22 protein-coding genes are annotated in these 25,703 nt (G+C 70.5%); 10 read left to right on the top strand and 12 right to left on the bottom strand.

The annotated features are described in order from the left end of the window. Window positions 1–109: 109 nt before the first annotated feature. From OP04_RS48615 to OP04_RS52010, 3 genes are all read left to right on the top strand, one after another. Window positions 110–973, top strand: coding sequence for a helix-turn-helix domain-containing protein (locus tag OP04_RS48615; protein ID WP_063746691.1), 864 nt, complete (start codon window positions 110–112; stop codon window positions 971–973). A gap of 75 nt (window positions 974–1,048) precedes the next feature. Next, window positions 1,049–1,504, top strand: a complete 456-nt coding sequence (locus OP04_RS26415) for an RrF2 family transcriptional regulator (protein ID WP_033342610.1) — start codon at window positions 1,049–1,051, stop codon at window positions 1,502–1,504. Between the two features lie 84 nt (window positions 1,505–1,588). Further along, window positions 1,589–1,765 carry a DUF4236 domain-containing protein gene (locus OP04_RS52010; RefSeq protein ID WP_085066785.1) on the top strand — a complete coding sequence of 59 codons (177 nt, stop codon included), beginning with the start codon at window positions 1,589–1,591 and terminating at the stop codon, window positions 1,763–1,765. A gap of 21 nt (window positions 1,766–1,786) precedes the next feature. Here OP04_RS52010 and OP04_RS26410 read toward each other — a convergent pair whose 3' ends face one another. After that, the gene (locus tag OP04_RS26410; RefSeq protein ID WP_033342523.1) at window positions 1,787–2,305 is read right to left on the bottom strand and encodes a VOC family protein; all 519 of its coding nucleotides are present in this window, start codon (window positions 2,303–2,305) and stop codon (window positions 1,787–1,789) included. Between the two features lie 83 nt (window positions 2,306–2,388). Between OP04_RS26410 and OP04_RS26405 the strand changes: the two genes are divergently transcribed. Further along, on the top strand, window positions 2,389–2,853 hold the full coding sequence (locus OP04_RS26405) for a MarR family winged helix-turn-helix transcriptional regulator (RefSeq protein ID WP_033342522.1): 465 nt from the start codon (window positions 2,389–2,391) through the stop codon (window positions 2,851–2,853). Window positions 2,854–2,957: 104 nt separating this feature from the next. Beyond that, on the top strand, window positions 2,958–6,662 hold the full coding sequence (locus OP04_RS54825; RefSeq protein WP_232323746.1) for a tetratricopeptide repeat protein: 3,705 nt from the start codon (window positions 2,958–2,960) through the stop codon (window positions 6,660–6,662). 29 nt (window positions 6,663–6,691) lie between these two features. Here the strand turns inward: OP04_RS54825 and OP04_RS26395 are convergent, their stop codons facing one another. Both OP04_RS26395 and OP04_RS26390 read right to left on the bottom strand, forming a co-directional pair. Further along, a complete protein-coding gene (locus tag OP04_RS26395) occupies window positions 6,692–8,014 on the bottom strand; it encodes a sensor histidine kinase (protein ID WP_033342609.1) in 1,323 nt (440 codons plus the stop codon). A gap of 62 nt (window positions 8,015–8,076) precedes the next feature. Next, window positions 8,077–8,736: a response regulator transcription factor gene (locus OP04_RS26390; RefSeq protein ID WP_033342520.1), complete on the bottom strand. Its 660-nt coding sequence runs from the start codon at window positions 8,734–8,736 to the stop codon at window positions 8,077–8,079. 99 nt (window positions 8,737–8,835) lie between these two features. Here OP04_RS26390 and OP04_RS26385 point away from each other — a divergent pair, with 99 nt between their 5' ends. Beyond that, a complete protein-coding gene (locus tag OP04_RS26385) occupies window positions 8,836–10,008 on the top strand; it encodes a LolA family protein (protein ID WP_033342519.1) in 1,173 nt (390 codons plus the stop codon). A 42-nt stretch (window positions 10,009–10,050) separates the two neighbouring features. On the opposite strand, the gene ahcY is transcribed toward OP04_RS26385, so the two are convergent. From ahcY to OP04_RS26370, 3 genes are all read right to left on the bottom strand, one after another. Then, a complete protein-coding gene (gene ahcY / locus OP04_RS26380; protein ID WP_033342518.1) occupies window positions 10,051–11,457 on the bottom strand; it encodes an adenosylhomocysteinase in 1,407 nt (468 codons plus the stop codon). A 174-nt stretch (window positions 11,458–11,631) separates the two neighbouring features. Beyond that, on the bottom strand, window positions 11,632–12,075 hold the full coding sequence (locus tag OP04_RS26375; protein ID WP_033342517.1) for a nitroreductase/quinone reductase family protein: 444 nt from the start codon (window positions 12,073–12,075) through the stop codon (window positions 11,632–11,634). Window positions 12,076–13,039: 964 nt separating this feature from the next. Beyond that, window positions 13,040–14,134: a citrate synthase 2 gene (locus tag OP04_RS26370; RefSeq protein WP_033342516.1), complete on the bottom strand. Its 1,095-nt coding sequence runs from the start codon at window positions 14,132–14,134 to the stop codon at window positions 13,040–13,042. A 192-nt stretch (window positions 14,135–14,326) separates the two neighbouring features. Here OP04_RS26370 and OP04_RS26365 point away from each other — a divergent pair, with 192 nt between their 5' ends. The 3 genes from OP04_RS26365 to OP04_RS26355 all read left to right on the top strand — a co-directional run bounded on the left by OP04_RS26365 (window position 14,327) and on the right by OP04_RS26355 (window position 17,483). Continuing rightward, a complete protein-coding gene (locus tag OP04_RS26365) occupies window positions 14,327–15,091 on the top strand; it encodes a hypothetical protein (RefSeq protein ID WP_033342515.1) in 765 nt (254 codons plus the stop codon). Window positions 15,092–15,154: 63 nt separating this feature from the next. Further along, the gene (locus OP04_RS26360; protein ID WP_051799061.1) at window positions 15,155–15,637 is read left to right on the top strand and encodes a hypothetical protein; all 483 of its coding nucleotides are present in this window, start codon (window positions 15,155–15,157) and stop codon (window positions 15,635–15,637) included. A 676-nt stretch (window positions 15,638–16,313) separates the two neighbouring features. Beyond that, entirely contained in the window at window positions 16,314–17,483 is a 1,170-nt protein-coding gene (locus OP04_RS26355) for a hypothetical protein (RefSeq protein ID WP_051799058.1), read from the top strand. Window positions 17,484–17,544: 61 nt separating this feature from the next. Here the strand turns inward: OP04_RS26355 and yicI are convergent, their stop codons facing one another. The 5 genes from yicI to OP04_RS26330 all read right to left on the bottom strand — a co-directional run bounded on the left by yicI (window position 17,545) and on the right by OP04_RS26330 (window position 24,086). Then, window positions 17,545–19,821, bottom strand: coding sequence for an alpha-xylosidase (yicI, locus tag OP04_RS26350; protein ID WP_033342514.1), 2,277 nt, complete (start codon window positions 19,819–19,821; stop codon window positions 17,545–17,547). Window positions 19,822–19,842: 21 nt separating this feature from the next. After that, window positions 19,843–20,700 (bottom strand): carbohydrate ABC transporter permease, encoded by an 858-nt coding sequence (locus OP04_RS26345; RefSeq protein WP_033342513.1) that lies wholly within the window; start codon window positions 20,698–20,700, stop codon window positions 19,843–19,845. Between the two features lie 2 nt (window positions 20,701–20,702). Beyond that, window positions 20,703–21,614: a carbohydrate ABC transporter permease gene (locus OP04_RS26340; RefSeq protein WP_033342512.1), complete on the bottom strand. Its 912-nt coding sequence runs from the start codon at window positions 21,612–21,614 to the stop codon at window positions 20,703–20,705. A gap of 64 nt (window positions 21,615–21,678) precedes the next feature. Further along, window positions 21,679–22,980, bottom strand: coding sequence for an ABC transporter substrate-binding protein (locus tag OP04_RS26335; protein ID WP_033342511.1), 1,302 nt, complete (start codon window positions 22,978–22,980; stop codon window positions 21,679–21,681). Between the two features lie 80 nt (window positions 22,981–23,060). After that, window positions 23,061–24,086 (bottom strand): LacI family DNA-binding transcriptional regulator, encoded by a 1,026-nt coding sequence (locus OP04_RS26330; RefSeq protein ID WP_033342510.1) that lies wholly within the window; start codon window positions 24,084–24,086, stop codon window positions 23,061–23,063. A gap of 282 nt (window positions 24,087–24,368) precedes the next feature. Here OP04_RS26330 and OP04_RS54820 point away from each other — a divergent pair, with 282 nt between their 5' ends. Then, complete coding sequence (locus tag OP04_RS54820) at window positions 24,369–24,962, top strand: hypothetical protein (protein ID WP_033342509.1); 594 nt, start codon at window positions 24,369–24,371, stop codon at window positions 24,960–24,962. Window positions 24,963–25,231: 269 nt separating this feature from the next. Here OP04_RS54820 and OP04_RS50120 read toward each other — a convergent pair whose 3' ends face one another. Further along, window positions 25,232–25,696 (bottom strand): MarR family winged helix-turn-helix transcriptional regulator, encoded by a 465-nt coding sequence (locus OP04_RS50120; RefSeq protein ID WP_051799056.1) that lies wholly within the window; start codon window positions 25,694–25,696, stop codon window positions 25,232–25,234. Between the last annotated feature and the right edge of the window lie 7 nt (window positions 25,697–25,703).

The following is a 25,703-nucleotide window of genomic DNA, read 5'->3' as shown; positions in this document are numbered from 1 at the left end:
GGTCAGTCTTATACCCTCAAAAACCGCGAAATTGCCATAAATATGCAATAAACGGAATAGTACGGCGGCCGGGATGCGGCCCTGGCCTGCGGCGGTTACCGTCAGTCGGATGGTCGGTATCGGTCAGACACCGCCGGGCGGAACGCCCGCACGCGCCACCGGGATCGGTGCCACTACGCTCCGCGACGTCACGGAAGACGGACCGCATCTGCTGGATCGGAATCTCCTCCTCCTGGTCACAGTCGGACAGGGCGGTCAGGAGATCGACTTCGTCCGTCATGACTGCCGGCCCGGCACGCTGCTCTGGGCCCGGCCCGGACAGGCGATCCGGCTCAACCGCCGCGGCCTGGACGCGGTGCTCATCTCCTGGCGCCCGGAGGATCTGCCGGACGACCGCTGGCAGCCCACCGGCCGCTCCGGCTGGCAGCTCGCCGGCGAGGACGAGGACGCGGTGATCAGCGAGGTCAGCCAGCTGGTGGTGGACCGGGAGCGGCACGCCGGCACGCCGCTCGCGGACGATCTGCTGCGTCACCAGCTGACCGTGCTGATGCTGCGGATCGCGCTGCTGACCGGCGGGACCGCGGTGCACCCGGACACGTTCCACGCGTTCACGGTCGCGGTCGAGCAGCGGTACGCCGTGACCCGCCGCGTCGAGGAGTACGCCCGCGAGGTCGGCTGCTCGGTCCGCACGCTCACCCGGGCCTGCCTGGCCGCGACCGGGCGCAGCGCGAAACAGGTGATCGACGACCGGGTGGCGCTGCAGGCCTCACGGCTGCTGGCCTGCACGGACACGCCGATCGCGGAGATCGGGCGGGCGCTGGGCTTCCCGGAGCCGACGAACTTCGGGCGCTTCTTCCACCGCGAGACCGGCCACTCCCCCGGCGCGTTCCGGTCGGCGCTGACCGGGCAGCCGCTGGACGCCTACGACCCCGGCCCGCACCGCCTGCGCACGACCGCGTTCCACAAAATCTAGAACGCCGAGCCAGCCTTTTTTCGGACAAAGTAGGGCGGCGCACGTACCCCCCACGTTCGGGGTCACAATGTGGGGGTGCAGATCTCCGCGCGTGGCGAGTACGCCGTCCGAGCCGCCCTCAGCCTGGCCTCGGTCTACCCGTCGCTGATGTCCGCCCAGGCCATCGCCGCGGAGCAGGACATGCCGCGGAAGTTCCTGGAGGCGGTGCTCGCGGATCTCCGGCGCGCCGGCATCGTCCGGGCCCAGCGCGGTGCCGAGGGCGGTTACACGCTGGCGCAGAGCCCGCGCGAGATCATGATCGGCTCGATCCTCCGTGCGGTCGACGGCCCGCTCGCCGGCGTGCGCGGCATGCGCCCGGAGGAGACGCGGTACGACGGCGCCGCGGAGAACCTGCCCAAGCTCTGGGTCGCGGTCCGCAGCGCCGTGCGTGAGGTGGTCGACGAGACCAGCCTGTCCGACGTGGTCAGCGGCCGGCTGCCCAACCACGTCAAGAAGCTGACGACGCGCCCGGACGCGTGGGAACCGCGGTAATTCACCCATACGTTTGCGCTGTCGGGGTTTCGGGCACTTGTTCGACAACCCCGGCAGCTATGCAGACGAAGGGAGCAACACGCCATGGGCCTGATGTTCCGTAAGCGTAAGAAGTTCGGACCGCTGATCTTCAACTTCACCGAGAACGGTTTCTCGTCCTGGAGCATCAAGATCGGCCGCTGGTCCTGGAACTCCCGGGCACGCGCGCACCGCGTCGACCTGCCCGGTCCGTTCTCCTGGAAGCAGGACAAGTCCGCGTAACAGTCATGCGATAAACGGCGGTCAGGCCGGCACGGAGATCCCTACTCCGCCCCGGGTCTGGCCGCCGTACCGCTGCTTCTCCCGGGCGAGGTCCAGCCGCCCGATCGACTTGCGCGCGGCCAGCGCGGACTCGTCCAGCAGATCCAGCGGGATGAGCCAGACCACCTCGAACTCGAGCCCGTCCGGGTCCCGGCCGTAGAGGCTCTTGGTGCTGCCGTGGTCCGACGTGCCGACCAGCGCGCCCGCATTCGCCAGCGCGGCCATCACCTGCTCCAGCGTGTCCAGCGTGTCGACCTCCCACGCCAGGTGGTAGAGCCCGACCGTGGCCCGGCCGGCCGTCGACGGCCCGGCCGCCTCGCCGATCTCGAAGAGCCCGAGGTCGTGATCGTTCGTCGAGTCCGGCGCCTGCATGAACGCGGCCCGGAACCCGTTCGGCGTCATCGGCACCCGGCGGAAGCCGAGCACGTCGCGGTAGAACGCGACGCTGCGGTCCAGGTTGCTGATGTAGAGCACTGCGTGGTTGAGCCTGACGACACCCATCGTGAATCCCCTGTCCTGTGCGATCCCACGCCAACGGTAGCCGGGGATAGTTGAGAGTTCAACTAGTTGATTATCATACGGACATGACGCGCTGGCTGAACCCCGACGAGCAACGCACCTGGCGGGCGTTCCTCTTCGCCTCCCGGGCCCTGCTGGAGACGCTCGACAAGGAGCTGCAGCGGGACTCAGGCATGCCGCACGCGTACTACGAGATCCTGGTCCGGCTCTCCGAGGCCCCCGACCGCAGCATGCGGATGAGCGACCTCGCCGACTCGCTCGCCTCGTCCCGCAGCCGGCTCTCGCACGCGGTGACGCGCCTCACCGAGCAGGGCTGGGTACGGCGCGAGGACTGTCCCACGGACCGGCGCGGGCAGCTCGCCGTGCTTACCGAGCAGGGCTACGAGGTGCTGGCCGCGGCCGCGCCCCGGCACGTCGACGGCGTCCGCGCGCACCTCTTCGACCAGCTGACACCGGAACAGCTCGGCCAGCTCGGGCAGATCAGCTCCCGGCTGCTCGACCACCTCGACCCCGACCACGAGCTGCGCTGACGGGTTCTCGACAGTCCGGAATCGCCCAGTAAGGCGGCGCGGGGACAGACCCGCCGAGACCGCCCACTTGTACTCATCGTTTCTGACCGAGCACTATGGGGCACGTGTCACACGGATTGGCGGAACTGACAGCACACGCGAAGGACCTGGTCGGCGCCGGCGACCTCGGGTCGGCCCAGATGCTGCTCAGCGACGCACTCGCCGCCGTCGACGTCGATCCGCTGCGCGCGTCGGCCGACCTCGCCGACGCGGCCGGCCTGCTGGCCCGCATCCTGGTCGCGCTCGGTGAACCGCACTCCGCCCGCGCCTGGGCCACGTTCGCGCACACGGCCCAGCGGCGGCTGCGCGGTCCGGCGGACGAGCGCACCGTGGTCGCCGCCGCCACGCTCGCGGCCGTGCTGCACCGCGTGGGCGCGTTCGCGGGCGCGGCGCACCTCTACCGCGACGTGGTCGCGCGCCTGACGCTGGTCGACGGCCCCGGCAGCATGCGCGTGCTGGCCGCACAGGCCGACCTGGCCACGGTCGAGCACGCGCGCGGCGAGTGCGACACGGCCCGGCGGCTGCTCGTCGACGCGTACCGGCGGCATCGCGAGACCTACGGCGAGGGCCATCCCGCCGGCATCAAGATGCTCGCCCGGCTCGGCACCATGGAACGCGACTGCGGCAACTTCGGCGAGGCCCACCAGCGCTTCGCCGGCGCCCGCGACCTCTGCCGCGACTACCTGCCGGCCGGTCACCCGATGGCGGCCCAGATCGCGGCGCTCGCGCACGCCGGCGCCGACCCCGAACACGTCTGCCACAACAGCTCCCCCGCCGACGACGACTTCTCCGCCGATCCCCTGCCAAACCCCCCAACCCCAGATCTCGCCGGTACGCCCGGAAGCTCCTTCTCCCCCGCCGTGCCCACGGATCCCACCGTCGCCGCGGGCACCCCGGACGCCCCGGACACCGCAGAGCCGGACGGCGGCCCGCAACCGGCCTTCGCGCCCGGCGACACGGAAACCGCCGGGGCGCCGGAGTCCCACGATGACGCCGCGCCGACGCCGAGGACGGTTGACGCGGCCGAGGACGGCGGGTCGTTCCTGCCCGCACCGCACGACAGCCCCGCACCGCACGGCAGCGAGGCGTCCTCGCCCCTGCCCAGCGAGGCGTCCCTGCCCGCGCCTTACGGCAGCGGGGACGCGGCACCCGCGGCCGAGGGAGCGGGCCGCGCGCCCGCGAGCACCGGCTCGCCGTGGGGAACCGCGCCGCAGCGGGCGCCGAAGGTGAGCCCCTGGGCTTCCGAACCGCAGCCCGCGGCAAACCTCACCCCGGAGACGCCGGAACCCCGAGCGGCACGAACGCCGGAACCCCGGGCGGAACAGGCGACGGAACCGCAGGCGGGACAGGCGACGGAACCGCGGGTGGAACGGGCGACGGAGATTCCGGAGCCGGACGCCGGTTTCGACGACTTCCCGCCCGATGTGGACGATCTCAGCGCGCTCCAGAACCTCGAGTGGGAGCCGAGCCCCGCCCCGGCCGCCCCCGGCGTGCCCGATCCGATCGCAGCGCAGGCCCTCACCCATGAGCCGGATATCGCTCATGAACCGGACATCACGGTAGAGCCGGACATCGCGCATGAGCCACACCTCGCCGATAATCCGGACATCACTAATAATCCGGACATCGCGGTGGAGCCCGGCGCGGCCCGTAAGCCCGACCCGGCCGGTGAACACGACCCGGCCGGTAAGCATGACCCGGCCGGTAGGCACGACCCGGCCGGTGAGCAGGATCGTCAGGAGCCGGAGGCGGCGGCGCCCGCCGCCTCCGAGGCCACACCGATCCCGCACGACGGATCCGGCGAAGCCGGCGAAAGCCTGCCGGGGCCCGGCCCGGCGCCGATCGGCGTCGACGACGTCGCGCCCTCCACTCACGACGAGACGCCGCACCAGGACACCCCGGAGGCCGATGCCGGTGCGGATCCGGTACCGGCCGCTCCCCCGACGGCCGAGGCGCAGGTGCCGGCCGGGGAGCCGGAGTTCTCGGGCGTACCGTGGCAGGATCTTGATTCTGGTTGGCACACGCCGCTGGTGGACCGTGATCCGGAGTCGTGGCGGCCGCCGGTCCAGGACCCGGGGTCGTCGATCCTGGCGGCCGAGCACGATCCCGTCGTCGGGCCGTGGCATCCGCCGTTGCAGTCCGGCGAGGGCGTCGAGCCCTGGCGGGCGGTGAGCTTCTACGCGGGTCATGAGCTGCGCAACCGGGCCGCGGCCGCGGACAAGAACACCTGGACGCCGGACGGCGAGCCCGCGCCGGGAGCATGGGCACAGCAGGGCCCGGAGCAGTGGCCGGCACAGGCCGACCCGGAGCAGTGGCCGGCGCAGCCGGATCCCGGACAGTGGCCGGCGCAGCCGGACCCGGAGCGGTGGGAGCCGCCGAGTCCGTCGACACCGTGGCGGCCGTCGACGCCGTGGGAGACGCAGACGACGGGCCCATCGGCGGCACCCGAGGCCGCGAGCCGGTCCGAGCCCTGGCAGCCGCCGGCCGCCCCGGGTCCGTCCGAACCGTGGCCGCGGGGCGCGCAGCACGACGACGAGTCCGGTGCGACCCCGTGGACCCCGCCCGCCCAGGCCGCGCCGGGCCGGGCCACGTCCGGCATCCCGAGGTCGACGCCCTGGGCGACGGAGGATCCGGTCGACGCCGAGCCGGATCCCGCGTTCGGGGACTGGCCGTTGGACGAGCCGCCCGCCTGGCAGCCGCCCGAGGCCGCCGGTGCCTGGTCGTCCGCGCCGCCGCCGGCCGCGCCCGAGGAACAGGCCGTGGTGCCGCCGCAGGGGCGTCCGGGCCGGTATGCGACGCCGCCCACGCCGATGTCGTCCTACGACGAGCACGAGCGTGGACAGGCGCACCGGCCGGCGGAGGATCAGTGGTGGGCCGACGAGGGCACGGCCGCGCCGCTCCCGCCGGCGGTCTTCGACGATCCGGACGCCGGTCCGCCGGAGCCGCCCGCCGCGGGTACGCCCGCGGTCGTCCCGCCGCGCCACCCGGTCCCGGCCGATCCCGCGCCGGGCAGCGTGCCGGGCGGCGCTCCGAGCGACGCCGCGGGCAGTCCTCCGGAGCAGCGTGGCTACGCGCAGCGGCAGGCCCAGCAGGAGCAGCCGTGGCGTACCCAGGCGCGCGGGGTCCGCACGCCGCCGCCGGGTGGCCGCTACTCGCCGCTGGCGCCGGGCTACGGGCAGCCGGGGCAGCCGCAGATCAAGGCGCACCGGCGTACCCAGGGGGACCGCTCGCTGACGGCCGGTCCGGCGCCGGTGCAGCAGCAGCCGGGCATGCTGGTCCCGACGCGGCGGCCGGTGGGTCCGGCCCCGGAGCGATATCCGGAGCGTCCGATCGGCAAGATCCTCGCGGCGATGATCGTGGTCGGGCTCGGCACGGTCGTGGTGATCGGCGGCTTCCTGCTGACCGAGCGCGACACCGAGCAGACCCCGCCACCGCAGGCTCCGGCCACGTCCGTGCAGGACACCGCCACGCCGCCGCCCGCGGAGGCCCCGGCGCGCCCGGCCGGTGGCCCGCCCACCGGCCTGAGGATCGAGGACGGGCGGACACAAGTGACCCTGACCTGGGCTTATCCGGAGAACGCGGAGGGCCCGGTGGTCCTCAACGGCGGCCGGAAGGGCCAGACGCCACAGTTGATCACGGAGTTGCCGGCCGGCACCGAGCGCTTCTCGCTGAACCTGAACAATCCGGACGCGGACTACTGCTTCACGGCCGCGGTCGTCTACTCCACCACGTCGGTGCAGAAGTCCGCCGAGGTCTGCACCACGCGCTAGCGGGCCGGCACCCGCGTGGGGGCAACGCGTCAGTCGGCCGCGGGGAGGCGGATCTCGGCGCGGAGACCGGAGGCCGAGGCGGGCGCGTCGGTGAGCGTGATCGCGCCGCGGTGCAGGCGGACGACCTCGCGGACGATGGCGAGGCCGAGGCCGCTGCCGCCGTCGTTCGAGGCGCGGGCGTCGTCGAGGCGGGTGAAGCGGTCGAAGACGCGTTCGCGGTCCGCGGCCGGGATGCCGGGGCCGTCGTCGGTGACCGTGACCAGGTGGCGCGGACCCTCGGTGGTGACGGCCAGCGCGACCGTGGCCCGCGCGTGCCGGCCCGCGTTGTCGAGCAGGTTGGCGACCGCGCGACGCAGCGCGTCCGCGTCGCCGTCGACCCAGAACTGCTCGGACGGCGGCGTGAACACCACCGCGGGGTAGCGGCCGGTCAGGTCCGTGAGCAGCTCGCCCAGCTCGACCGGGGCGGTGCGCCGCGCCGCCTCGGCCGAGTCGTCCGCGCGGGCCAGCAGCAGCAGGTCGTCGACGAGCCGGGACAGCCGGTCCGCGTCGATCATGAGGTCGTCGATGAACGCGGGCCAGTCCGTGTCGTCCGGCAGCCGCTGTGCCACCTCCAGCTGTACGCGCATGCTGGCCAGCGGGCTGCGCAGCTCGTGCGCGGCGTCCGCGACGAACGCGCGCTGGCGGGCGCGGGCGGTGTCGAGCCGCTGGAGCATGTCGTTGAGCGTGAGCGCGAGCCGGTGGATCTCGTCCCGGGACGCGGGCACCGGGAGCCGTCCGGCCCGGCCACCGCCGGTGATCTCCTCGGCGCCGCGGCGCAACGCCTCCACCGGGCGCAGCGTGACGCCGACGACGCGCCAGCCGACGACCGCGAGCACCAGGACCAGCAGCGGGAACGCGATGAGGAGCGCGTCGCGGACGTACCGGGCGCTCTGGAACAGGTCGGCCATGGACTTGGCGACGAGCACGATGCGCCGCTCGTCGCCGGTGCCGGTGCTCTCGGACACGATCAGCACCGGACCGGCCAGGCCGATGCGCACGCCGTCGATCTGCACGCGCTCACCGGCCGTCGAGTCGCGCAGTTCGTCCGCGTGCAGCATGGAAGTGAGCCGGTCCGCGCCGATGGACGACTTGTGCACCCGGTTCTGCGCGTCGACGACCTGGACGCGCACGTCGGTGCCGGCGACCGGGACCGTGTCGGGCAGCGCCTCCTCCTCCAGCAGCTTCACGATCGCCTGCGCGGTCTTCGAGGCCTCCGCGTCCGCGGTGCCGTCGATCGCGGCCCACAGCGCGCCGATCAGCGTGGCGCCGCCGAGCGCGAGTCCCACGGCCAGCCCGACCACCCCCAGGAGCACGATGCGGGTACGGAGTGAGCGCTCACGGCGTACCCCCGGCTGCTGGTGATCGTGGGTCGTCATCACGCGGCCGAGAGACGGTAGCCGGCGCCGCGCACGGTCTCCAGGACGTCCCGGCCGATCTTGCGGCGGAGGTAGCCGACGTAGACCTCGACCACGTTCGGCGCGGTGTCCATGGCCGCGTCCCACACGTGGTCGAGCAGCTCGGTCTTGGAGACGACCGTGCCCTCGCGGCGCATCAGGTATTCCAGTAGCGCGAACTCGCGCGCGGTCAGCGTGATCTCCTCGCCGCCGCGGCTGACCCGGCGCTGGGCCGGGTCGAGCGTGAGGTCGCCGACCGAGAGCACGGCCGGCCGGGACGGTGCGCCGCGGCGCAGCAACGCCCGCAGCCGGGCCAGCAGCACCACGAACGAGAACGGCTTGGTCAGGTAGTCGTCGGCGCCGCAGTCGAGGCCGTCCGCCTGGTCGTACTCGCCGTCCTTGGCGCTGAGCATGAGCACCGGCAGCCACACGTCCTCCGCGCGCAACTGGCGCACCACGCGGTAGCCGGACAGGCCGGGGAGCATCACGTCCAGGATCATCGCGTCGTATCCGCCGTGCCGGGCCAGGTCCAGCCCGGCCGGACCGTCCGCTGCCACGTCCACCGCGAAGCCCTCGGCCTGCAGGCCGCGTTGCAGCGCCCGTGCCATCCGGGCCTCGTCCTCGACCACGAGAAGTCGCATGATGGTTACAGTGCCACGACCGGTCTCAGCTCCGCCTCAGGCGCTCAGCTTCGTCACAGGCACGCCGACTCATAGTGGTGTGCAGGAGGTGCGACACCCATGTCACTGATGAACAACCCGACCGCACGACGCTGGCTCATTCCGACCGCCGCCGCGGTTGCGGTCATCGGCGGAGGCGCCGCGGTAGGCGCGCTGGCCGCGGGCGCCGATCCGGTGCTCCCGCCGCGCAGCGCGGCCGAGCTCCTGGTCGACCTGCAGTCCGCGAAGGTCGACGGCCTGTCCGGCACGGTCGTGCAGACCGCCGATCTCGGCCTGCCCGGCATCGCGAAGCTGGCCGCGGACGTCGGCGGCGAGACCGGCAACCTCGGCTCGCTGGTCGCCGGCACGAACACGCTGCGCGTCTGGCACTCGGACCCGGACAAGTCCCGGGTCGCGCTGGTCGGCACGCTCGGCCAGACCGACGTGATCCGCAACGGCACGGACGTGTGGATCTGGCAGAGCGCGGGCAACACCGCGCAGCACTGGACCATTCCGGCCGAGTCGGCGGACCACAAGCCCGAGGCGATGCCGTCGGACCTGCCGAGCACGCCGCAGGAGGCCGCGGACCAGGCGCTCGCGGCCGTCGACCCGACCACGGAGGTCGTCGTCGGGCGGTCCGCCAGCGTGGCCGGGCGCGACGCCTACGAGCTGATCCTCCGCCCGCGGGACAAGACGTCGCTGGTCGGCGAGGTCCGGCTGGCGATCGACGCGGAGAAGAAGGTGCCGCTGCGCGTCGAGATCATCGCGAAGCAGGACGGCGCGTCCGCGTTCAAGGTCGCGTTCACCCAGGTCGACTTCAACCGGCCGGGCGACGAGCAGTTCGCGTTCAACCCGCCGCCCGGTGGCGTGGTGACCGAGGGCGGCGCCTCGCCGGAGGCCCCCGCGGTCGAGGACCCGGACAAGGCACTGACCCCGGAGGAGCAGGCCGAGCTGGACAAGGTCGCCGCCGCGGCCGGGCCGAAGACGATCGGCGAGGGCTGGACCACGGTCTTCACCGCGGACCTGGGCGCTGCCGAGAAGGCGGCCCCGGGCGAGACGGCCAAGCCGGAGGACGCGCCCGGGGGCACGCCGGACCTGGCCGCGCTGTCCGAGTCGTTCCCCGAGGTCAGTGGCGCCTGGGGCAAGGGCCGGCTGCTTTCCGGGAAGCTCTTCAGCATCCTGGTGACGGACGACGGCAAGCTCTACGCGGGCCTGGTCTCGCCGGAGCGGCTGTACGAGGCCGCTGCCAAGTAATCCTTTGCGAAAGGGCGGGGCTGTTGCCCCGCCCTTTCTCTGTCAGTACCGGTAGTGCTCGGGCTTGAACGGGCCCTCGACGTCCACGCCGAGGTACTCCGCCTGCTCCTTGGTGAGCGTGGTCAGCCTGACCCCGAGCGCGTCCAGGTGCAGGCGCGCCACCTTCTCGTCCAGGTGCTTGGCGAGGCGGTGCACGCTCGTCGCGTACTCCGCCGTCCACAGCTCGATCTGCGCGATCACCTGGTTCGCGAACGAGTTCGACATGACGAAGCTGGGGTGGCCGGTGGCGTTGCCCAGGTTCATCAGCCGGCCCTCGGAGAGCACCAGGATCGAGTGCCCGTCCGGGAAGCGCCACTCGTGCACCTGCGGCTTGACCTCGATCTTCTCGATGCCTGGGTAGGCGGCCAGCCCGGCCATGTCGATCTCGGTGTCGAAGTGCCCGACGTTGGCCACGATCGCGTTGTGCTTCATCCGGGCCATCTGGTCCGCGCGGATGATGTCCGTGCCGCCGGTCGTGGTGATGAAGATGTCGCCCTGCTCCACGATGTCGTCGAGCGTGGTGACCTGGTAGCCGTCCATCGCGGCCTGCAGCGCGCAGATCGGGTCGATCTCGGTGACCACCACCCGGGCGCCCTGGCCACGCAGCGCGGCGGTGGCGCCCTTGCCGACGTCGCCGTACCCGCAGATCACCGCGAGCTTGCCGCCGAGCATGACGTCGGTGGCCCGGTTGAGGCCGTCGGCGAGCGAGTGGCGGATGCCGTACTTGTTGTCGAACTTGCTCTTGGTGACCGAGTCGTTGACGTTGATCGCCGGGAAGAGCAGCGCGCCCTCGGCCTCCATCCGGTAGAGCCGGGCCACGCCGGTCGAGGTCTCCTCGCTGACGCCGCGCAGGCCGGCCGCGATCCGGGTGAACCGCTGCGGGTCCTCCGCGAGGCTGGTGCGCAGCGTGTCCAGGATGATCCGCAGCTCCTCGTGGTCAGCCGCGGTGGCCTCGGGGACGGTGCCGGTCCGCTCGTACTCGACGCCCTTGTGTAGCAGCAGCGTGACGTCGCCGCCGTCGTCGACGATCAGGTTCGGGCCCTGTCCGTCGCCGAAGTCCAGCAGGCGCATCGTGCACCACCAGTACTCCTCCAGCGTCTCGCCCTTCCAGGCGAAGACCGGCGTGCCGGCCGCGACCACGGCCGCGGCCGCCTCGTCCTGCGTCGAGAAGATGTTGCACGAGACCCAGCGGACCTCGGCGCCGAGCGCGACCAGCGTCTCGATCAGCACGGCGGTCTGCACGGTCATGTGCAGCGAGCCGGCGATCCGGGCCCCGCGCAGCGGCTGGGCCTCGGCGAACTCGCGGCGCAGCGCCATCAGGCCCGGCATCTCGTGCTCGGCCAGCCGGATCTGGTGCCGGCCGGCCTCGGCCAGCCCGAGGTCCGCGACCCTGTAGTCCTGTCCTTCCACGTTTTTTCTCCTCTCCCGCGTCCGCTCGCCCTGAGCGGACGATGTGCGACGTCGCGAGGCCTCGTCAGGCCACGCGGCGATACCGCGGGAGGCGCCCTTCGTGACAATTCACCGGCCGAGCGTGGCGGACTCCTCAGATCGGTCCGTCGCAGCGCCCCTCGGCCTGCGACGAGTTTAACGCCGCTGCGTGGCCAGGCGGAACACCGGGAAGCCGGGCGCGGCCGCGCGGAGGTCCTCGTCCGGCGAGTTCTTGGTCAGGCCGTCGAAGAACATGCCCACCTCCCACTCCCATTTGCGCAGGTAGAGGCGCATCAGGGGGACCTTGTCCGCGTCGGGGACCTCGACGGCGGTGACGTGTTCGACACGGCGGCCGAGGCGGAGCTCGGCCTCGCCGGCGACGCGCAGGTTGCGCACCCACTGGGTGTGGCCGCGCGGCGCGAGCAGGTAGCGCTCGCCGTGGTCGGTGAACAGGTTGATCACGGTGGTGCGCATCTCGCCGCTGCTGCGGCCGCGGACCGCGAGCACCCGGCTGCCGAGCAGGCTGACGCCGTGCGCGGTCAGCCACTTCGCGAGGTCGTTGAAGATGTTCTGTCCGTGCTTGGCCTGGATATAGCGCATAGCCGCCCCCCGCTCTGATTCGAGAGCAGTGCTCTCACTTAAGAACAGTGAACACCACCTGTCAAGGTCGCGGGATGACGGCAATCCCTGGGCGCATTGCGCCCGAAATTTCGTCTTATAACGCTCCAGCACGAAGCGTGACGAACGAAGATCCACGTCGACAACTACGTCAGCCACCTTATGGACGCTCCATAAGGTGGCTGACGTAGTTGTCGACGTGTTCATGGGCGATCTCCGGGCAGGGCGATGAGACCTGTGGCAAGACAAAAGCCGCGATTCGGGCCTGAGTACGGCCCAGGGCGTCGAGCCCGAACACGCACGGCAACCGCACCAGGCGGCGACCCGCCGCCTTCCGGATGCAGAAAATCGGACGCGGCCGGGAGGCTGGCCAACCGACTGGTATTTACCGAAATTTCGGGCGCGGAGCGCCCGGCCTGGTCGGGCTCCATGCGAGCCACCACCTCGAGCCGCCGCTCTCGCGGAGGGAAGGCCGGCGCGACTCACGCGGGGTGGGCCACCAGCTCCGCCCAGGGGCCGGAAGCGGAATGCCACATGCCGGGCGAGGGCCGCAGGATCACGCGGAACCAGCTCGGCCAGGCGCCAGAAACGAAACGCCACGCGCGCCGCCACCCTCCGGCGAAGGCAGCGGGATCACGTGGGGTCGAGGCGACCAGCTCCGGCCAGGGGCCGGAAACGAAACGCGCGCCGCCACGCGATGGGCGAGGACGGCGCGGCTCGCGTGGGGTGGGGTGACCAGCGGCGGAACCGGCTCCGATCGGGGGTCGGAAGCGGAGCGTCAGCGGAGGCTTCCGACCCCCGGAGGTTGGCCCGCGGGAGCATGCGGACCGCCACCACGCCGGAAGCGGGACCTGAACTGGATCTTGACCTGGGTCGTCGCGAGGCGGTCAGCGGACCAGCCGACGCCGGAGCGTCAGGGCCGGGGTCCGGGGTCGCCCCCAGGACATCACAGGGATTCCCAGCCGGGCACGGCGGAGGGCTTGCGGGGGTCGGGGCCGGTGTAGCGGGCGGAGGGGCGGACGAGGCGGCTGAGCTTCTTCTGCTCCAGGATGTGGGCGCTCCAGCCGGCGACCCGGGCACAGGTGAAGACCGAGGTGAACATGTGCGCGGGGACCTCGGCGAAGTCGAGGACGACGGCGGCCCAGAACTCGACGTTCGTGGGCAGGACGCGGTCGGGACGGCGTGCGGCGAGCTCCTCGAGCGCGGCCTTCTCCAGCGCCTCGGCCAGCTCGTACCGCGGCGCGCCCAGCTCCTTGGCGGTGCGGCGGAGCACGCGGGCACGGGGGTCCTCGGCGCGGTAGACGCGGTGGCCGAAGCCCATCAGGCGCTCGCCGCGGTCGAGGACGCCGCGGACGTAGCCGGCCGGGTCGCCGGAGTATTCCACCGCCTCCAGCATCTGCAGCACCCGCGTCGGGGCGGCGCCGTGCAGCGGGCCGGAGAGCGAGCCGATCGCGGCGGAGATGCAGGCGGCGACGTCGGCGCCGGTGGACGCCGCGACGCGCGCGGTGAACGTGGAGGCGTTCATGCCGTGCTCGGCGGCGGAGATGAAGTACGCGTCGATGGCCTTGATGTGCCGCGGGTCGGGATCGCCGCGCCACCGGCGCATGAAGCGCTCGACCACGGTGTCCGCCTTGTCGATCTCCTTCTGGGGTACGGCCGGGAGGCCGAGCCCGCGCGCGGACTGCGCGACGAAGGACAGCGCGGTGACGGAGACGCGGGCCAGGTCGGCGCGGGCCTGCTCGTCGGTGGCGTCGAGCAGCTGCGGCAGCCCCCAGTAGGGCGCGAGCATGGCGACCGCGGACTGCACGTCGACGCGGATGTCGCCGGAGTGGACCGGGACCGGGAACGGCTCCGCCGGCGGCAGGCCGGGGCCGAACTCGCCGTCGACGAGCAGCGCCCACACGTTGCCGAACGAGACCTGGCCGATGAGGTCCTCGATGTCCACGCCGCGGTAGCGGAGCGAGCCGCCCTCACGATCGGGCTCCGCGATGTCCGTCTCGAACGCGATCACGCCTTCGAGACCGGGCTTGAACGGGGTCATGGTCCCTCCTCACAGCCGCGCAGCGGACGGACTCACCCGCGGTTGCGCACCCGGCGGGAAACCGTCGTTTCGTCGGAGTTTTCCGTACGTTACCGCCGGGCGATACGTTACGTGACCCAAGCCACGACCCGAGTAACCGACCCTGAGGCTTTTACCCCATAGCTGATGATTTTTCGCCATATAGTTGGGCGAATGGAGGAGATCGCCCCGCATCCGGTGGGGTGGTGGGCGGAGCTGCTCGCCACGACCGACCGCTTCGACGCGCCCTTCTTCCTGGAGGAGCTGACCTCCGCGCTGTCCCCCAGGGTGTCGAACCCGCTGGTACGCCGCGAGGTCGAGCTGGCCGCCGCCACCGTGAACCGCCACCTCCTGCGCCCGCTGGACGCGCACCTCGCCGATGATGCCCAGGCTGCCCGCTCCCGGCTGCGCGGCACGCTCGACCGGGTGGACGCGGACAGCACCAGGCTGGCCGAGGCCTGGGTGATCAGCAGCGCGGTCAACGGCGACTACCCCGGCGCGGCCTCGTCCGCGGAACCGCTGCTCGGCGCGCCGTCCATGCTGCTGCTGGCGATGACCGCGCTGCGCTTCGAACGGTTCGACACCGCGCTCGCGGTCGACCTGCTGGCGGCCGGGCGCCCGCCGGAGGAGGCCATCCGGTACGGCGCGCTGGTCGGCCGGTACGCGTGGTGGCCGAAGTGGCTGCTGGAGATCGGCACACGCCGCGCGATGGAGGGCTCGCTGGACGAGGGCGTGATGGCGGCGCTGGACATGTGCGCGTTCGCGAAGATGACGCCCGCGCAGACGCACATCGCCCGCAAGCTGCTCAGCGGCGACGCGCGGGCGCTGCGGACCGCCGCGGACCACCTGGAGAACATCGGTGAGCCGGCCGCGGCCGCGGACCTGCGCGGCGGTGATCTGACACCGGTCGCGCTGGCCGCGAAATTGATGACGTCGTAGCGGCTCCGTGCAGGTCCGGTGAAGGGTCGCCGATCCGCGGGAAAGCGGTCATAGCGTCGCGGCGTGAGCACGCTGACGCGCATCCGCGCCTGGTTGACGTTCTTCATTGTCGCGCTGGTCCTGAGCGGTCTCACCGCGTTTCCGGTGGAGTCGGAGCTGCGCCTGCTCGCGCCGATGATCCCGGAGTGGACCGGGCCGCTCGCGGAGTGGATCACACAGGTCCGGGACGGCCTGATCGACACGAACGACCGATATCCCTATGTCATGTACGCGGCGGACTGGCCGGCCTTCGCGCATCTGGTGATCGCGGTGGCGTTCGCCGGGCCGTGGCGCGATCCGGTGCGCAACATCTGGGTGATCCAGTTCGGAATGATCGCGTGCGCCGGGATCATTCCGCTGGCCGCGATCTGCGGGCCGATCCGCGGCATTCCCTGGGGCTGGACGCTGGTCGACATGTCCTTCGGCGTCTTCGGCGTGCTGCCACTGCTCATCGCGCACCGGCTGATCCGCCGCCTGGAACGGGAGAACGTCGCGCAGAAGGAGTGAGGCGCGGCGCCGGCAGATCAAATTAAAGATCCAATTCATGTCCCACTTCCGGCGTGGTCCGGCAGCGTTGCTCCCACGGGCACACCCCGCGTCGGGCTCCGCCGGCGCTCCGCTCGTCGCGAGGAGCCGGTGCCGCCGTGGCCGGCGAACAAAAGCAGGGGACCGCGCCGATCGCGCGGCCACGCTCCGCCCGTCGCCCGGAGCCGATCCGCCGCGGTCGGCAACACCAGCGGACCCCACCGGCCACAGATCGGCGACGGCCTTACCCGAATGCCGATCACCGCAAACCCTATATCCCGCTGAATAGGCATAAATATACCCACGTCCGCATTGAGCGACGCCCTTAGCACGCACGCCCTGCCCACCGTGGCCACACGCACCGCGAATCAACCGAAACGTCACGGCCTACCAGCCGTTAACATCCCGCTATTTCACCCTTTTTTGTGAACTGTCGCTTACGCGACAACCTTCCCGGCGTGGCGGCGCATGCAATTCCGCACCCCACCGCATTTCGCCAATTACGCTCCGTTGTGGTCGGTCAAATCGGGCTTTACGCGCGTATCGGACCGACCGCCACCAACCAGAACCGGGGGCACGCGATACCTCGGACCTCCACCATCCGTCGCCTTTCGACGGTTCGGTCCGGCGTGCCACCTGAATCGGAAGGAGAAACGTCATGGAGGGTGCAGTAGCAACCCGACGTGTACGGAGCGCCATTGTCACGGCCACCGCGTTCACGCTGCTCGGCGGCGGTTTCGCCGCGGCTCCGGCCCAGGCGGTCACGCCGCTCGGCACCGCGAAGCCGATCTCGGCCCGCAGCGCCGCGCCGGCCGAGGCCCCGAGGGTCGACTCCGCGCTCAACCGCAACGGCCGTCTGTCCGTCTTCGCCCGCGGCACCAACGACGCCGTGTTCGTGAAGACGCAGACGAGTCCGGGCTCCAGCTCGTGGACCAACTGGGCGAGCCTGGGCGGCGTCGTCACCGGCGCCCCGCGCGTCGGCGTGGACGCGTCGCAGCGCCTGCAGGTGTTCGCGCGCGGCACCGACAACGCGATCTGGACCAAGCGTCAGACCTCGCCGAACAGCAACAGCTGGACCTCCTGGACCAGCCTGGGCGGCGTGCTGAACAGCGACCCGACCGTGGCCGCGGACCAGAACCGCCGCCTGACCGTCTTCGGTGAGGGCACGGACGGCGCGGTCTGGAGCAAGCGTCAGAAGGACCAGAACAGCACCACCTGGACCAGCTGGCAGTCGCTCGGTGGCAAGATCACCAGCGAGACCTCGGTCTCGTTCGACAAGCTCCAGCGTCTGAACATCTTCGCCCGTGGCACGGACGACGCGCTGTGGTCGCGCCGCCAGACCTCCGCGAACAGCGGTAGCTGGACGCCGTGGAAGTCGCTCGGCGGCGGTCTGACCAGCGACACCACCGCGGTGCTGGACGGCAAGAGCCGCATCCAGGTCTTCGCCAAGGGTGACGACGACGCGCTGTGGTCGCGCCGGCAGCTCTCGCCGAACAGCAACGACTGGACCGAGTGGACCAGCTTCGGCGGCGTGCTGACCAGCAACGCGGCGGCGATCATCAACAAGAACAACAAGCTGCAGGTCTTCGTCCGGGGCACGGACAACGCGCTCTACACGCGGATCCAGTCCGGCAACGGCAGCTCGTCCTGGTCCGACTGGGCCTCGCTGGGCGGCGTGCTGACCAACGAGATCGAGACGGCCGGCAACCACGACTGGCGCGTCTCCGTGCTGGTCCGCGGCACCGACAACGCGCTCTACGCGAAGTCGCAGTGGGCGCCGGGCAGCGGCTACGGCAGCTACGCCTACCTCGGCGGCGTGCTGAAGTAAAGATCAAAATCCAGCGGGGGTACGGGCATGCCCGTACCCCCGCTGCTGTTTCCGAAAATCTTCAAAGCGCCAGGACGTGGCTGGACGTCTCCGCGGAGAGCTCCACCGGATCGCCGGCGTGGCCGAGCCGGATCCGCCACGGCAACGGATCACCGGACACCCGGGTCACCGTGACCGTGCCGCCGTCACGCACGACCGTGAAGCGTGCGGCCTCGGTGCCGTCGATCGCCGGGACGGAGACCGAGACCTCCGCGCCGTCCACGGGCTCGTAGATCGCGAGCGTCACGCCACACGCGTAGTCGTAGTCCGGGCGGTCGTCCACGTCGCCGAGCGCCAGCACCGAGCCCGGCCGGACCAGCACCGGGACCTCGCCGAAGCCGACCGTGCGCCGGTGCCACGCGGGCCCGGAGAACGTCTCGCCGGTCTGCAGGTGCGTCCACTCGCCGGCCGGCGTGTAGAACGTGGTGTCGCCGCCCTCGCTGAAGACCGGCGCGACCAGCAGGTTGTCGCCGAGCATGTACTGCCGCTCGACGTGCGTGGTCGCCAGGTCGTCCGGGAACTCGACGACCATCGGGCGCATCACCGGCACACCCTGCTCGTGGGCCTGCACGGCCTGGCCGAACAGGTACGGCATCAGGCGCGCCTTCAGCGTGGTGAACGTGCGCAGCACGTCCACCGCCTCGTCGTCGAACTCCCACGGCACCCGGTACGACTGGCTGCCGTGCAACCGGCTGTGCGAGCTGAGCAGGCCGAACGGGATCCACCGCTTGAACACGGCCGGGTGCGGCTTGCCCTCGAAGCCGCCCATGTCGTGGCTCCAGAACCCGAAGCCGGACGCGGACAGCGACAGCCCGCCGCGCAGGCTCTCCGCCATCGCCTCGAACGTGGACTCGCAGTCGCCGCCCCAGTGCACCGGGAACTGCTGGCCGCCGGCGGTCGCGGAGCGCGCGAACAGCACGGCCTCGCCCTCGCCGCGGACCTCGGTGAGCACGTCGAACACGACCTTGTTGTAGAGGTGCGTGTAGTAGTTGTGCATCTTCTCCGGGTCGGATCCGTCGTGCCAGACGATGTCGCGGACCGGGATCCGCTCGCCGAAGTCCGTCTTGAACGCGTCGACGCCCTGCTCGAGCAGGCCGCGCAGCTTCGAGGCGTACCACGTGCGGGCCTCGGGGTTGGTGAAGTCGACCAGCGCCATGCCGGCCTGCCACAGGTCCCACTGCCAGACGTCGCCGTCCGACGTTTTCAGGAAATATCCGCGTGAAGCGCCCTCGGCATAGAGCGCGGAACGCTGCGCGATGTACGGGTTCAGCCAGACACAGATCTTGAGGCCGCGATCCTTGAGCCGCTTGAGCATGCCGACCGGGTCCGGGAAGACCTTCGGGTCCCACTCGAAGTCGGTCCAGTGGAACTCGCGCATCCAGAAGCAGTCGAAGTGGAAGACGGAGAGCGGCAGGTCACGGTCGGCCATCCCGGAGACGAACGTGTTGACCGTCTCCTCGTCGTAGTCCGTGGTGAACGACGTGGACAGCCACAGGCCGAACGACCAGGCCGGCGGCAGCGCCGGCTTCCCGGTCAGCGACGTGTACTTCCGGAGGACGTCCTTCGGCGTCGGCCCGTAGATGACCAGGTATTCCAGCTCCTGGCCGGGAACGGAGAAACCGACCCGGGACACCGACTCGGACGCGACCTCGAACGAGACGCCGCCGGGGTAGTTGACGAAGACGCCGTACCCCGCGTTGGTCAGGTAGAACGGGACGTTCTTGTACGCCTGCTCGCTGCTGGTGCCGCCGTCCTCCTGCCAGATGTCGACGGTCTGCCCGTTCTTGACCAGCGGCCCGAACCGCTCGCCGAGCCCGTAGACGGTGTCGCCCACGTTGAGCAGCAACTGCTCCCGCACGTAGGAGCCGTCACCGTCCACGTCCAGCGCGGCCAGGTTCTTGAAGCCGCTGGACGTGAGCACCCGCCCGTCCGCCACGAACTCGAGTTTCCACTGGTCGCCCTTGTGGAACCGCGCGGTGAGGCCGCCGCTGGTGAGCGCGGCGAACTGCTCGTCGTCGGTGATCTCGACGTGCGTCCCGGCACGATCAAGAGCGAATTCGGGGGTACGGGGACGCCGTCCCGCGAAGTGGGTCGTCTTGATCGAGATGACGTCCGGCGCGGGCGAGGTCGCCGTGACGGTCAGCAGCGGCAGGTTGAGCGTGTCCCCCCGGGTGACGATCCTCTTGGTCGGCGCGTAGACGGTCAGCGCGTCCGGCGTCACCGAGACGTCGCGGACCTCGGCCGGGTACAGCGGGGTCACCCCGTCCCGCATCCGCCAGTAGCCGTTGCTGAACTTCATGTCGCAGGTCCTCCGGTGGGTTTACTTGACCGCGCCCGACATGACCCCGCGGGTCAGCGTGCGCTGGAAGATGAGGAAGAACAGGACCGCGGGCACGATGCCCAGCAGCGCGGACGCGGCCGTGGTGGTGATGTCGACCTCGCGCTGCCCCTGGAGCACGGCCAGCGCCAGCGGCACGGTCTGCAGGTCGTTGTCGATCAGGAAGATCAGCGGCAGGAAGAACTCGTTCCACGTCCAGATGAAGAAGAACGTGAACAGCACCGAGAGCGTCGGCCAGCTGGTCGGCACGACCACCCGGATCAGCGTGCGCAACTTGCCGGCGCCGTCCAGCGCCGCGGCCTCCAGCAGCGACGGCGGGAAGTCCCGGAACACGCTGGAGAGCAGGTAGGTGCCGAACGCGGCCTGGATCGCGGTCAGAATGATGATCACGACGAGCCGGGTGTTGTAGAGGTCGAACTGCTTCGACAGGTAGTACAGCGGGTAGACCAGCGCCTCCTGCGGCAGCAGGTTGGCCAGCAGGAAGAACATCAGGAACGCGGTGCGGCCGCGGAGCCGGCCGATGCCGATCGCGTAGGCGTTGAGCACCGAGATGATCACCGCGAGCACTGCGACCGAGGCGCTGATCAGGAAGCTGTTCCACAGCTTCTCGCCGAACTCCACCCGGTTCCAGAAGTCGATCATGCCCTGGAAGTAGATCGCGGACGGCAGCGAGAGCGGGCCGCCCTGGCTGTAGTCCTCGCTCGACTTGAACGCGTTGAGCAGCACGACCAGGAACGGCGCGAGCACCAGGCCGGTGAAGATCGTCAGGCCGGTGAGGACCAGCGTCTTGGTGGCGAGGCCGCCGGGCTTCGCGGGTTTGACCGTTTCAGAGGACGTCATGATCAGGCCTCCCGGCGCTCGTCGGCCGTCTGGATGCGCAGGAAGACATAGGTCAGCACGATGATGATCAGCGTCAGCACCGTGGAGATCGCCGCGCCGTACCCCGCGTTGAACTTCTCGAAGAAGTTCTGCCACGCGAAGTAGGACGGGACCAGGGTGGAGTTGCCCGGACCGCCGCGGGTCAGCACGAAGATCTGGCCGAAGATCTTGAGGGCGGAGATGGTCGTCGTGACCAGCACGACGTAGATCTCCGGCTTGATCAGGTGGATCGCGATCCGGGTGAACTTCTGCCACCAGCCCGCGCCGTCGAGGTCCGCCGCCTCGTAGAGCTCGGGGTCGACGCGCTGCAGGCCGGACATGAACATCACGACCGGGTAGCCGAGCTGGACCCACACCATCACGAACATGACCGACCACAGCGCCCACTTCGGGTCGCCGAGCCAGTTCTGGGCCAGGAAGCCGAGGCCGATCTTCTCCAGGATGGAGTTGAAGACGCCGGTGCTGGAGTTGAGCAGCCAGCCCCAGACGATGCCGGTGACCGCGACCGGCAGCACCTGCGGCAGGTAGAGGCCGGACCGGAACGCGCTCGCCGCGCCCGGCCCGATCTTCTTGCCGACGTAGTCGAACAGGACCGCCGCGAGGAACAGGCCGATCAGCGTCGGGATGATCACCATCGCGACGATGATGTAGATGATGTTCCGGAAGGACGCCCAGAAGTTGGCGTCGTGGATCAGGCGGTCGTAGTTCTCCAGCCCGATCCACTGCGGGTTGCCGATGCCCTGCCAGCGGGTGAAGCTGATCCCGATGTTCATCAGGAGCGGGATGACGATGACCGCGGTGAAGAGCAGCACGCCGGGGAGCAGGAAGAGCAGGTAACCGCTCTTGCCGCCCTGCCGGGACCTGGTGTTGGCCATGGTGTGGGGGGTGCCTTTCACTGACGCGCCGGCGGCCTGTTCCGGCCGCCGGCGCGATCCCGTGCTACTTGCCGAGACTTGCGAGGTTGTCGTTGTACGGCGTGGCGATCTCGTCCAGGACCGCCTGCGGCGTCTTGGAGCCGTTGATCAGGTTCTGCATGCCGCCCACGAGCACGTCGTAGTAGCCCGGTGCGGGCCAGTCCGGGTAGAACGCGAGGCCGTTGGCGGTGTTGATCGCGTTGAAGTTCTCGATCAGTTCCTTGTTCTTCGCGTCCGTGATCGCCGCGGGGTCGGCCCCGATCGGGACACCGCCGGAGTTGCCGATCAGGTTCTGGATCTCCGGCTTCATGGTGATCTCGATGAAGTCGTACGCCAGCGACTTGTTCTTCGAGCTGCTCGGGATGACCCAGAGGTTGCCGCCGGAGCCGGCGTTCAGCTTGTTACCGGGGAAGAGGAACGTGCCCCAGTCGTACTTGATCTCCTCGCTGAAGCGGCCGTACCACCAGGAGCCGGAGATCAGGATCGGGGCGTTGCCCTGGATGAAGCTGACGCCCATGTCCTCGGCCTTGACGCCGGCCGAGTCCTTCGCGATGTAGCCCTTGCTGACCCACTCGGCGAACTTGTTCGCGCCGTTCGTCAGCTCCGGGCCCTGGAAGTTGACCTTGTTCTTGTAGAGCTGGTAGTCGTCGACGAACGACGTGTTCGCCTGCGAGAGCGCCAGCTGGTAGAAGATCTGCTGCGCCGGGTACTCCGCGCCGCCGACCGCGAGCGGCGTCTTGCCCGCGTCCTTGAACCTCTGCATCACGGTCTCGAACTCGGCCAGCGTGGTCGGGACCTCAAGGTTGAGCTTCTTGAACTCGTCCTTGTTGTAGTAGACCATCACGTACTCGCCGTAGTTCGTGACGCCGTACCACTTGTCGCCGCCCATGATGCCGTCCTGGTCGTACTTGGACGTGATGGCGATGCTGGCCGGGGTCTTCGCGTCCCAGCCGCGCTTGGTGACCTCTTCGGACATGTCCGTCAGCAGGCCCTGCTTGGACAGCAGACCGGCGCTCGCGTTGCCCTTGTTGTACTCCATGATGTCCGGAGCCTCGTTCGAGTTCAGGATCATGCCGGCGTTCTGCCGGATCTGCTCGAACCCCTTCTCCTCGAAGACGACCTCGACGCCCGGGTGCGATGCCTTGAACTGCTTGATCGCCTCCGTCCAGGCGATGCCCAGTCCGCTGGCCGGGCTCTCGTAGTGCCACAGCTTGAGCGTCTTGCTATCGCCCTCATCGCCGGAGTCGCCGCCGCAGGCCGCGAGACCGAGGGAAGCGGTCACAGCCAGCGCGGCCGCGACAACCCCCATCTTCCTGGTACGGAACATTGCCGTCCTCCTGGTGGAGCTTGTGGTGCCTGTGGTGAGTGGATAAGACCTGGTGCCTCTTGCGGTACGGAACCGGGAACTCAGCTCCCGGCCCCGTGGGGTCGTGCTGCCGGGCCGGTGCTGTCGCGCAGCACCAGCCGGCAGGGAATCAACTGCTGTACGAGGGGAACCTCGCGCCCCTCCAGCCGGTCGATGAGCACCTGCACGCCGAGCCGTCCCAACTCCGCCGCGGGCGGGTGGTAGGTGGTCAGCGGCGGGTAGGTCATCTCGGAGACCCGCGCGGAGGAAGCGACCGAAAGTACCGAATAATCCTCTGGTACGCGGCCCCCCTGCTGGAGGATGGCCGCGAGAACGCCCGCGCTCGCCCGCTCGTTCATGACGATCAGGCCGGTCACGCCCGGTTCGGCCGCGGTGATGTCGCGCCAGATTTCCCGGCCGGCCGCGGGCGAGTCGTCACAAAAGCGGCTGAAGCCGTGCAGACCCGCGGCCGCGGCCGCCTCCTCGAACGCGCGCGCCGCCCGGACGGACGGGCCGTAGCCGGTGTCGAAGGAACGCTGCGAGTGGTTGACGAACCCGACCGACCGGTGCCCGAGCCCGGCCAGGTGCGCCACCGCGTCGCGGACCGTGCTCTCGAAGTCGATGTCCGCGAACGGGTCGTCGCGGTTGTCGCCGGTCCGGCCGATCATGCAGAACGGCACGCCGTTGCGCCGGAGCATCTCGATCCGCGCGTCCTCGAGGTGGACCTCCATGATCACCACGCCGTCGACCAGGCCCTGCCGGGTCAGCTTGGTGAGCAGGTCGGTGTCGCCGAGCGGCGTGGACCAGAGCACCAGGTGGTAGCCGAGGTCGCCGGCGGTCTCCGCGGCCGCGCTGACGAACTCCATCTCGGTCAGGCCGAGGCCGCGCTCCAGCATCGGGAAGATCAGCGCGACGTTGCGGCTGCGCTTGCTGGCCAGGCCGCGGGCCAGCGCGTTCGGCCGGTAGCCGAGCTCGTCCATGGCCTTGCGGATGCGCTCCGCGGTGGCCTTGGCGACCGGGCGGGTGCCGTTCAGCGCATACGACACGGTGCTGACCGCGACGTTGGCACGGCGGGCGACGTCGGCCATCGAAGCCATCGTGCCACCTCCGCGGATCTCGTGTTTCTGCAGGTCAGAGCTATCGAAGCGGTTAGTCGAAACGCTTCGAGTCGAAAGCTACGACTGAGACGTACGTCATGTCAACAGCGTGACTCCGAGATTTCCTCACCGTTACCGAGCTGCGATGGGAGCGGTTCCATGGGCCGCCGGACTCCCGGAAATGTGCCGCGATCGGCCTTGAAGTGGCCACGACCTGCGACGATGCACGACGCTCAGGTTCACACGCCGATCCAGCCCTCCGGAGAGTCAGAGATGTTCCGACGCCGCGCCCTTCCGCTGCTTGCCGCCGCCGTCTTCGCCGTCCCCGCCCTCTCCGGCTGCATCCTGGTCAGCACGGAGAACCCGGAGCCCGCCGCGCCGCCGGCCACCACCGCGGCGCCGACGCCCGCCTCCGCCGCATCGGCCGTGCCCACGCCGACCGGCCTGCCGAAGTCGCTGCCCACGCTGCCGAGCCTGCCGGGCGGCGCCAAGAACACCGGCGACTCGATCGGCGACCCGTGCGAGCTGCTCAACCGGGCCGAGGTCATCGCGCTCACCGCACGGCAGATCTCGCAGATCGACAAGGACGGCCTGGACAAGACCGCGGCCACCCGGTACTGCCAGTGGCAGCTCTCCGAGGGCCAGCTGGCGATCTTCGTGACCGGGACGACCGCCGCGGACTTCAAGATCCAGGCGAAGGCCGGCGATGCCGTGGCCGGCGTCGGTGACAGCGCGTTCACCCAGTCCGGGCACCTCTTCGTGCTCGCCGGCGACACGCAGCTCGACGTCTACGCCCGGGTCGGCGACGACGCGCAGAACCTGCGCGTCGCCAAGATGGTCGCGGACCGGGTCATCCCGCGCCTGTAGAACCCACCGGCGATCCAGGCGTCGTGCGACGCCTGGATCACGCACGGTTCACCGGCCCGGAGGAGCACGTGCCGATGGCGATCGCGATCTCCGGGGACTCCTCCGCGGCGCCGGCCGCGGAGTACGGCGACGCCGTCACCTGCGGCCCGGACGCGGGCAGGCACGTCGCCGCGATCCAGCGGTTCGTCGGCGCCGGCTTCAGCCACGTGGCCGTGGTCCAGGCCGGCGACGCGAGCCGGCGGTCGTTCCTGGACCGGGCCGCCGACGAGCTACTCCCGCGCCTCCAGCCGGAACCGCATCACCTCGTCCGCGAGCCCGAGCTGCAGCTCGGTGACCCGGTCGAGGAACTCGGCCACCACGGCGGCGGCGTCCGGCCCGAGCGCCGCCGCCACCGGGCCGATCGCGTCCACCACCTTCGCCGTGCCGTTGTGCCAGCCCTGCCGCGCGAACCCGGACACGGTCAGCAGCGTCGAGCGCCGGTCCGCCGGATTCGCGTGCCGGACCAGGAAGCCGGACCGCTCCAGCCGGTCCACCAGCGCGGTCATCGCGCTCTTGCTGATCAGCAGGCGCGCCCGCAGCGACTCCTGGGTGAGCGGCTCGTCCGCGACCAGATGGGCGATCGCCTCGGCGTCGGTCGGATTGATGTCCAGCCGCCGCGCCACCGCGTGATGCATCGTCAGGTGCGACTGCTTCATCCGCTCCAGCGCCGCGATCACGTCACGGCCATCCGCCACCGGTTGC

Origin of the sequence: Catenuloplanes japonicus, assembly GCF_000717135.1 — a bacterium.
In the GTDB taxonomy this organism is placed as follows: Bacteria; Actinomycetota; Actinomycetes; order Mycobacteriales; family Micromonosporaceae; genus Catenuloplanes; species Catenuloplanes japonicus.
Note: the sequence above shows the minus strand (reverse complement) of the source record. Positions and strands in the feature narration are given on the sequence as shown.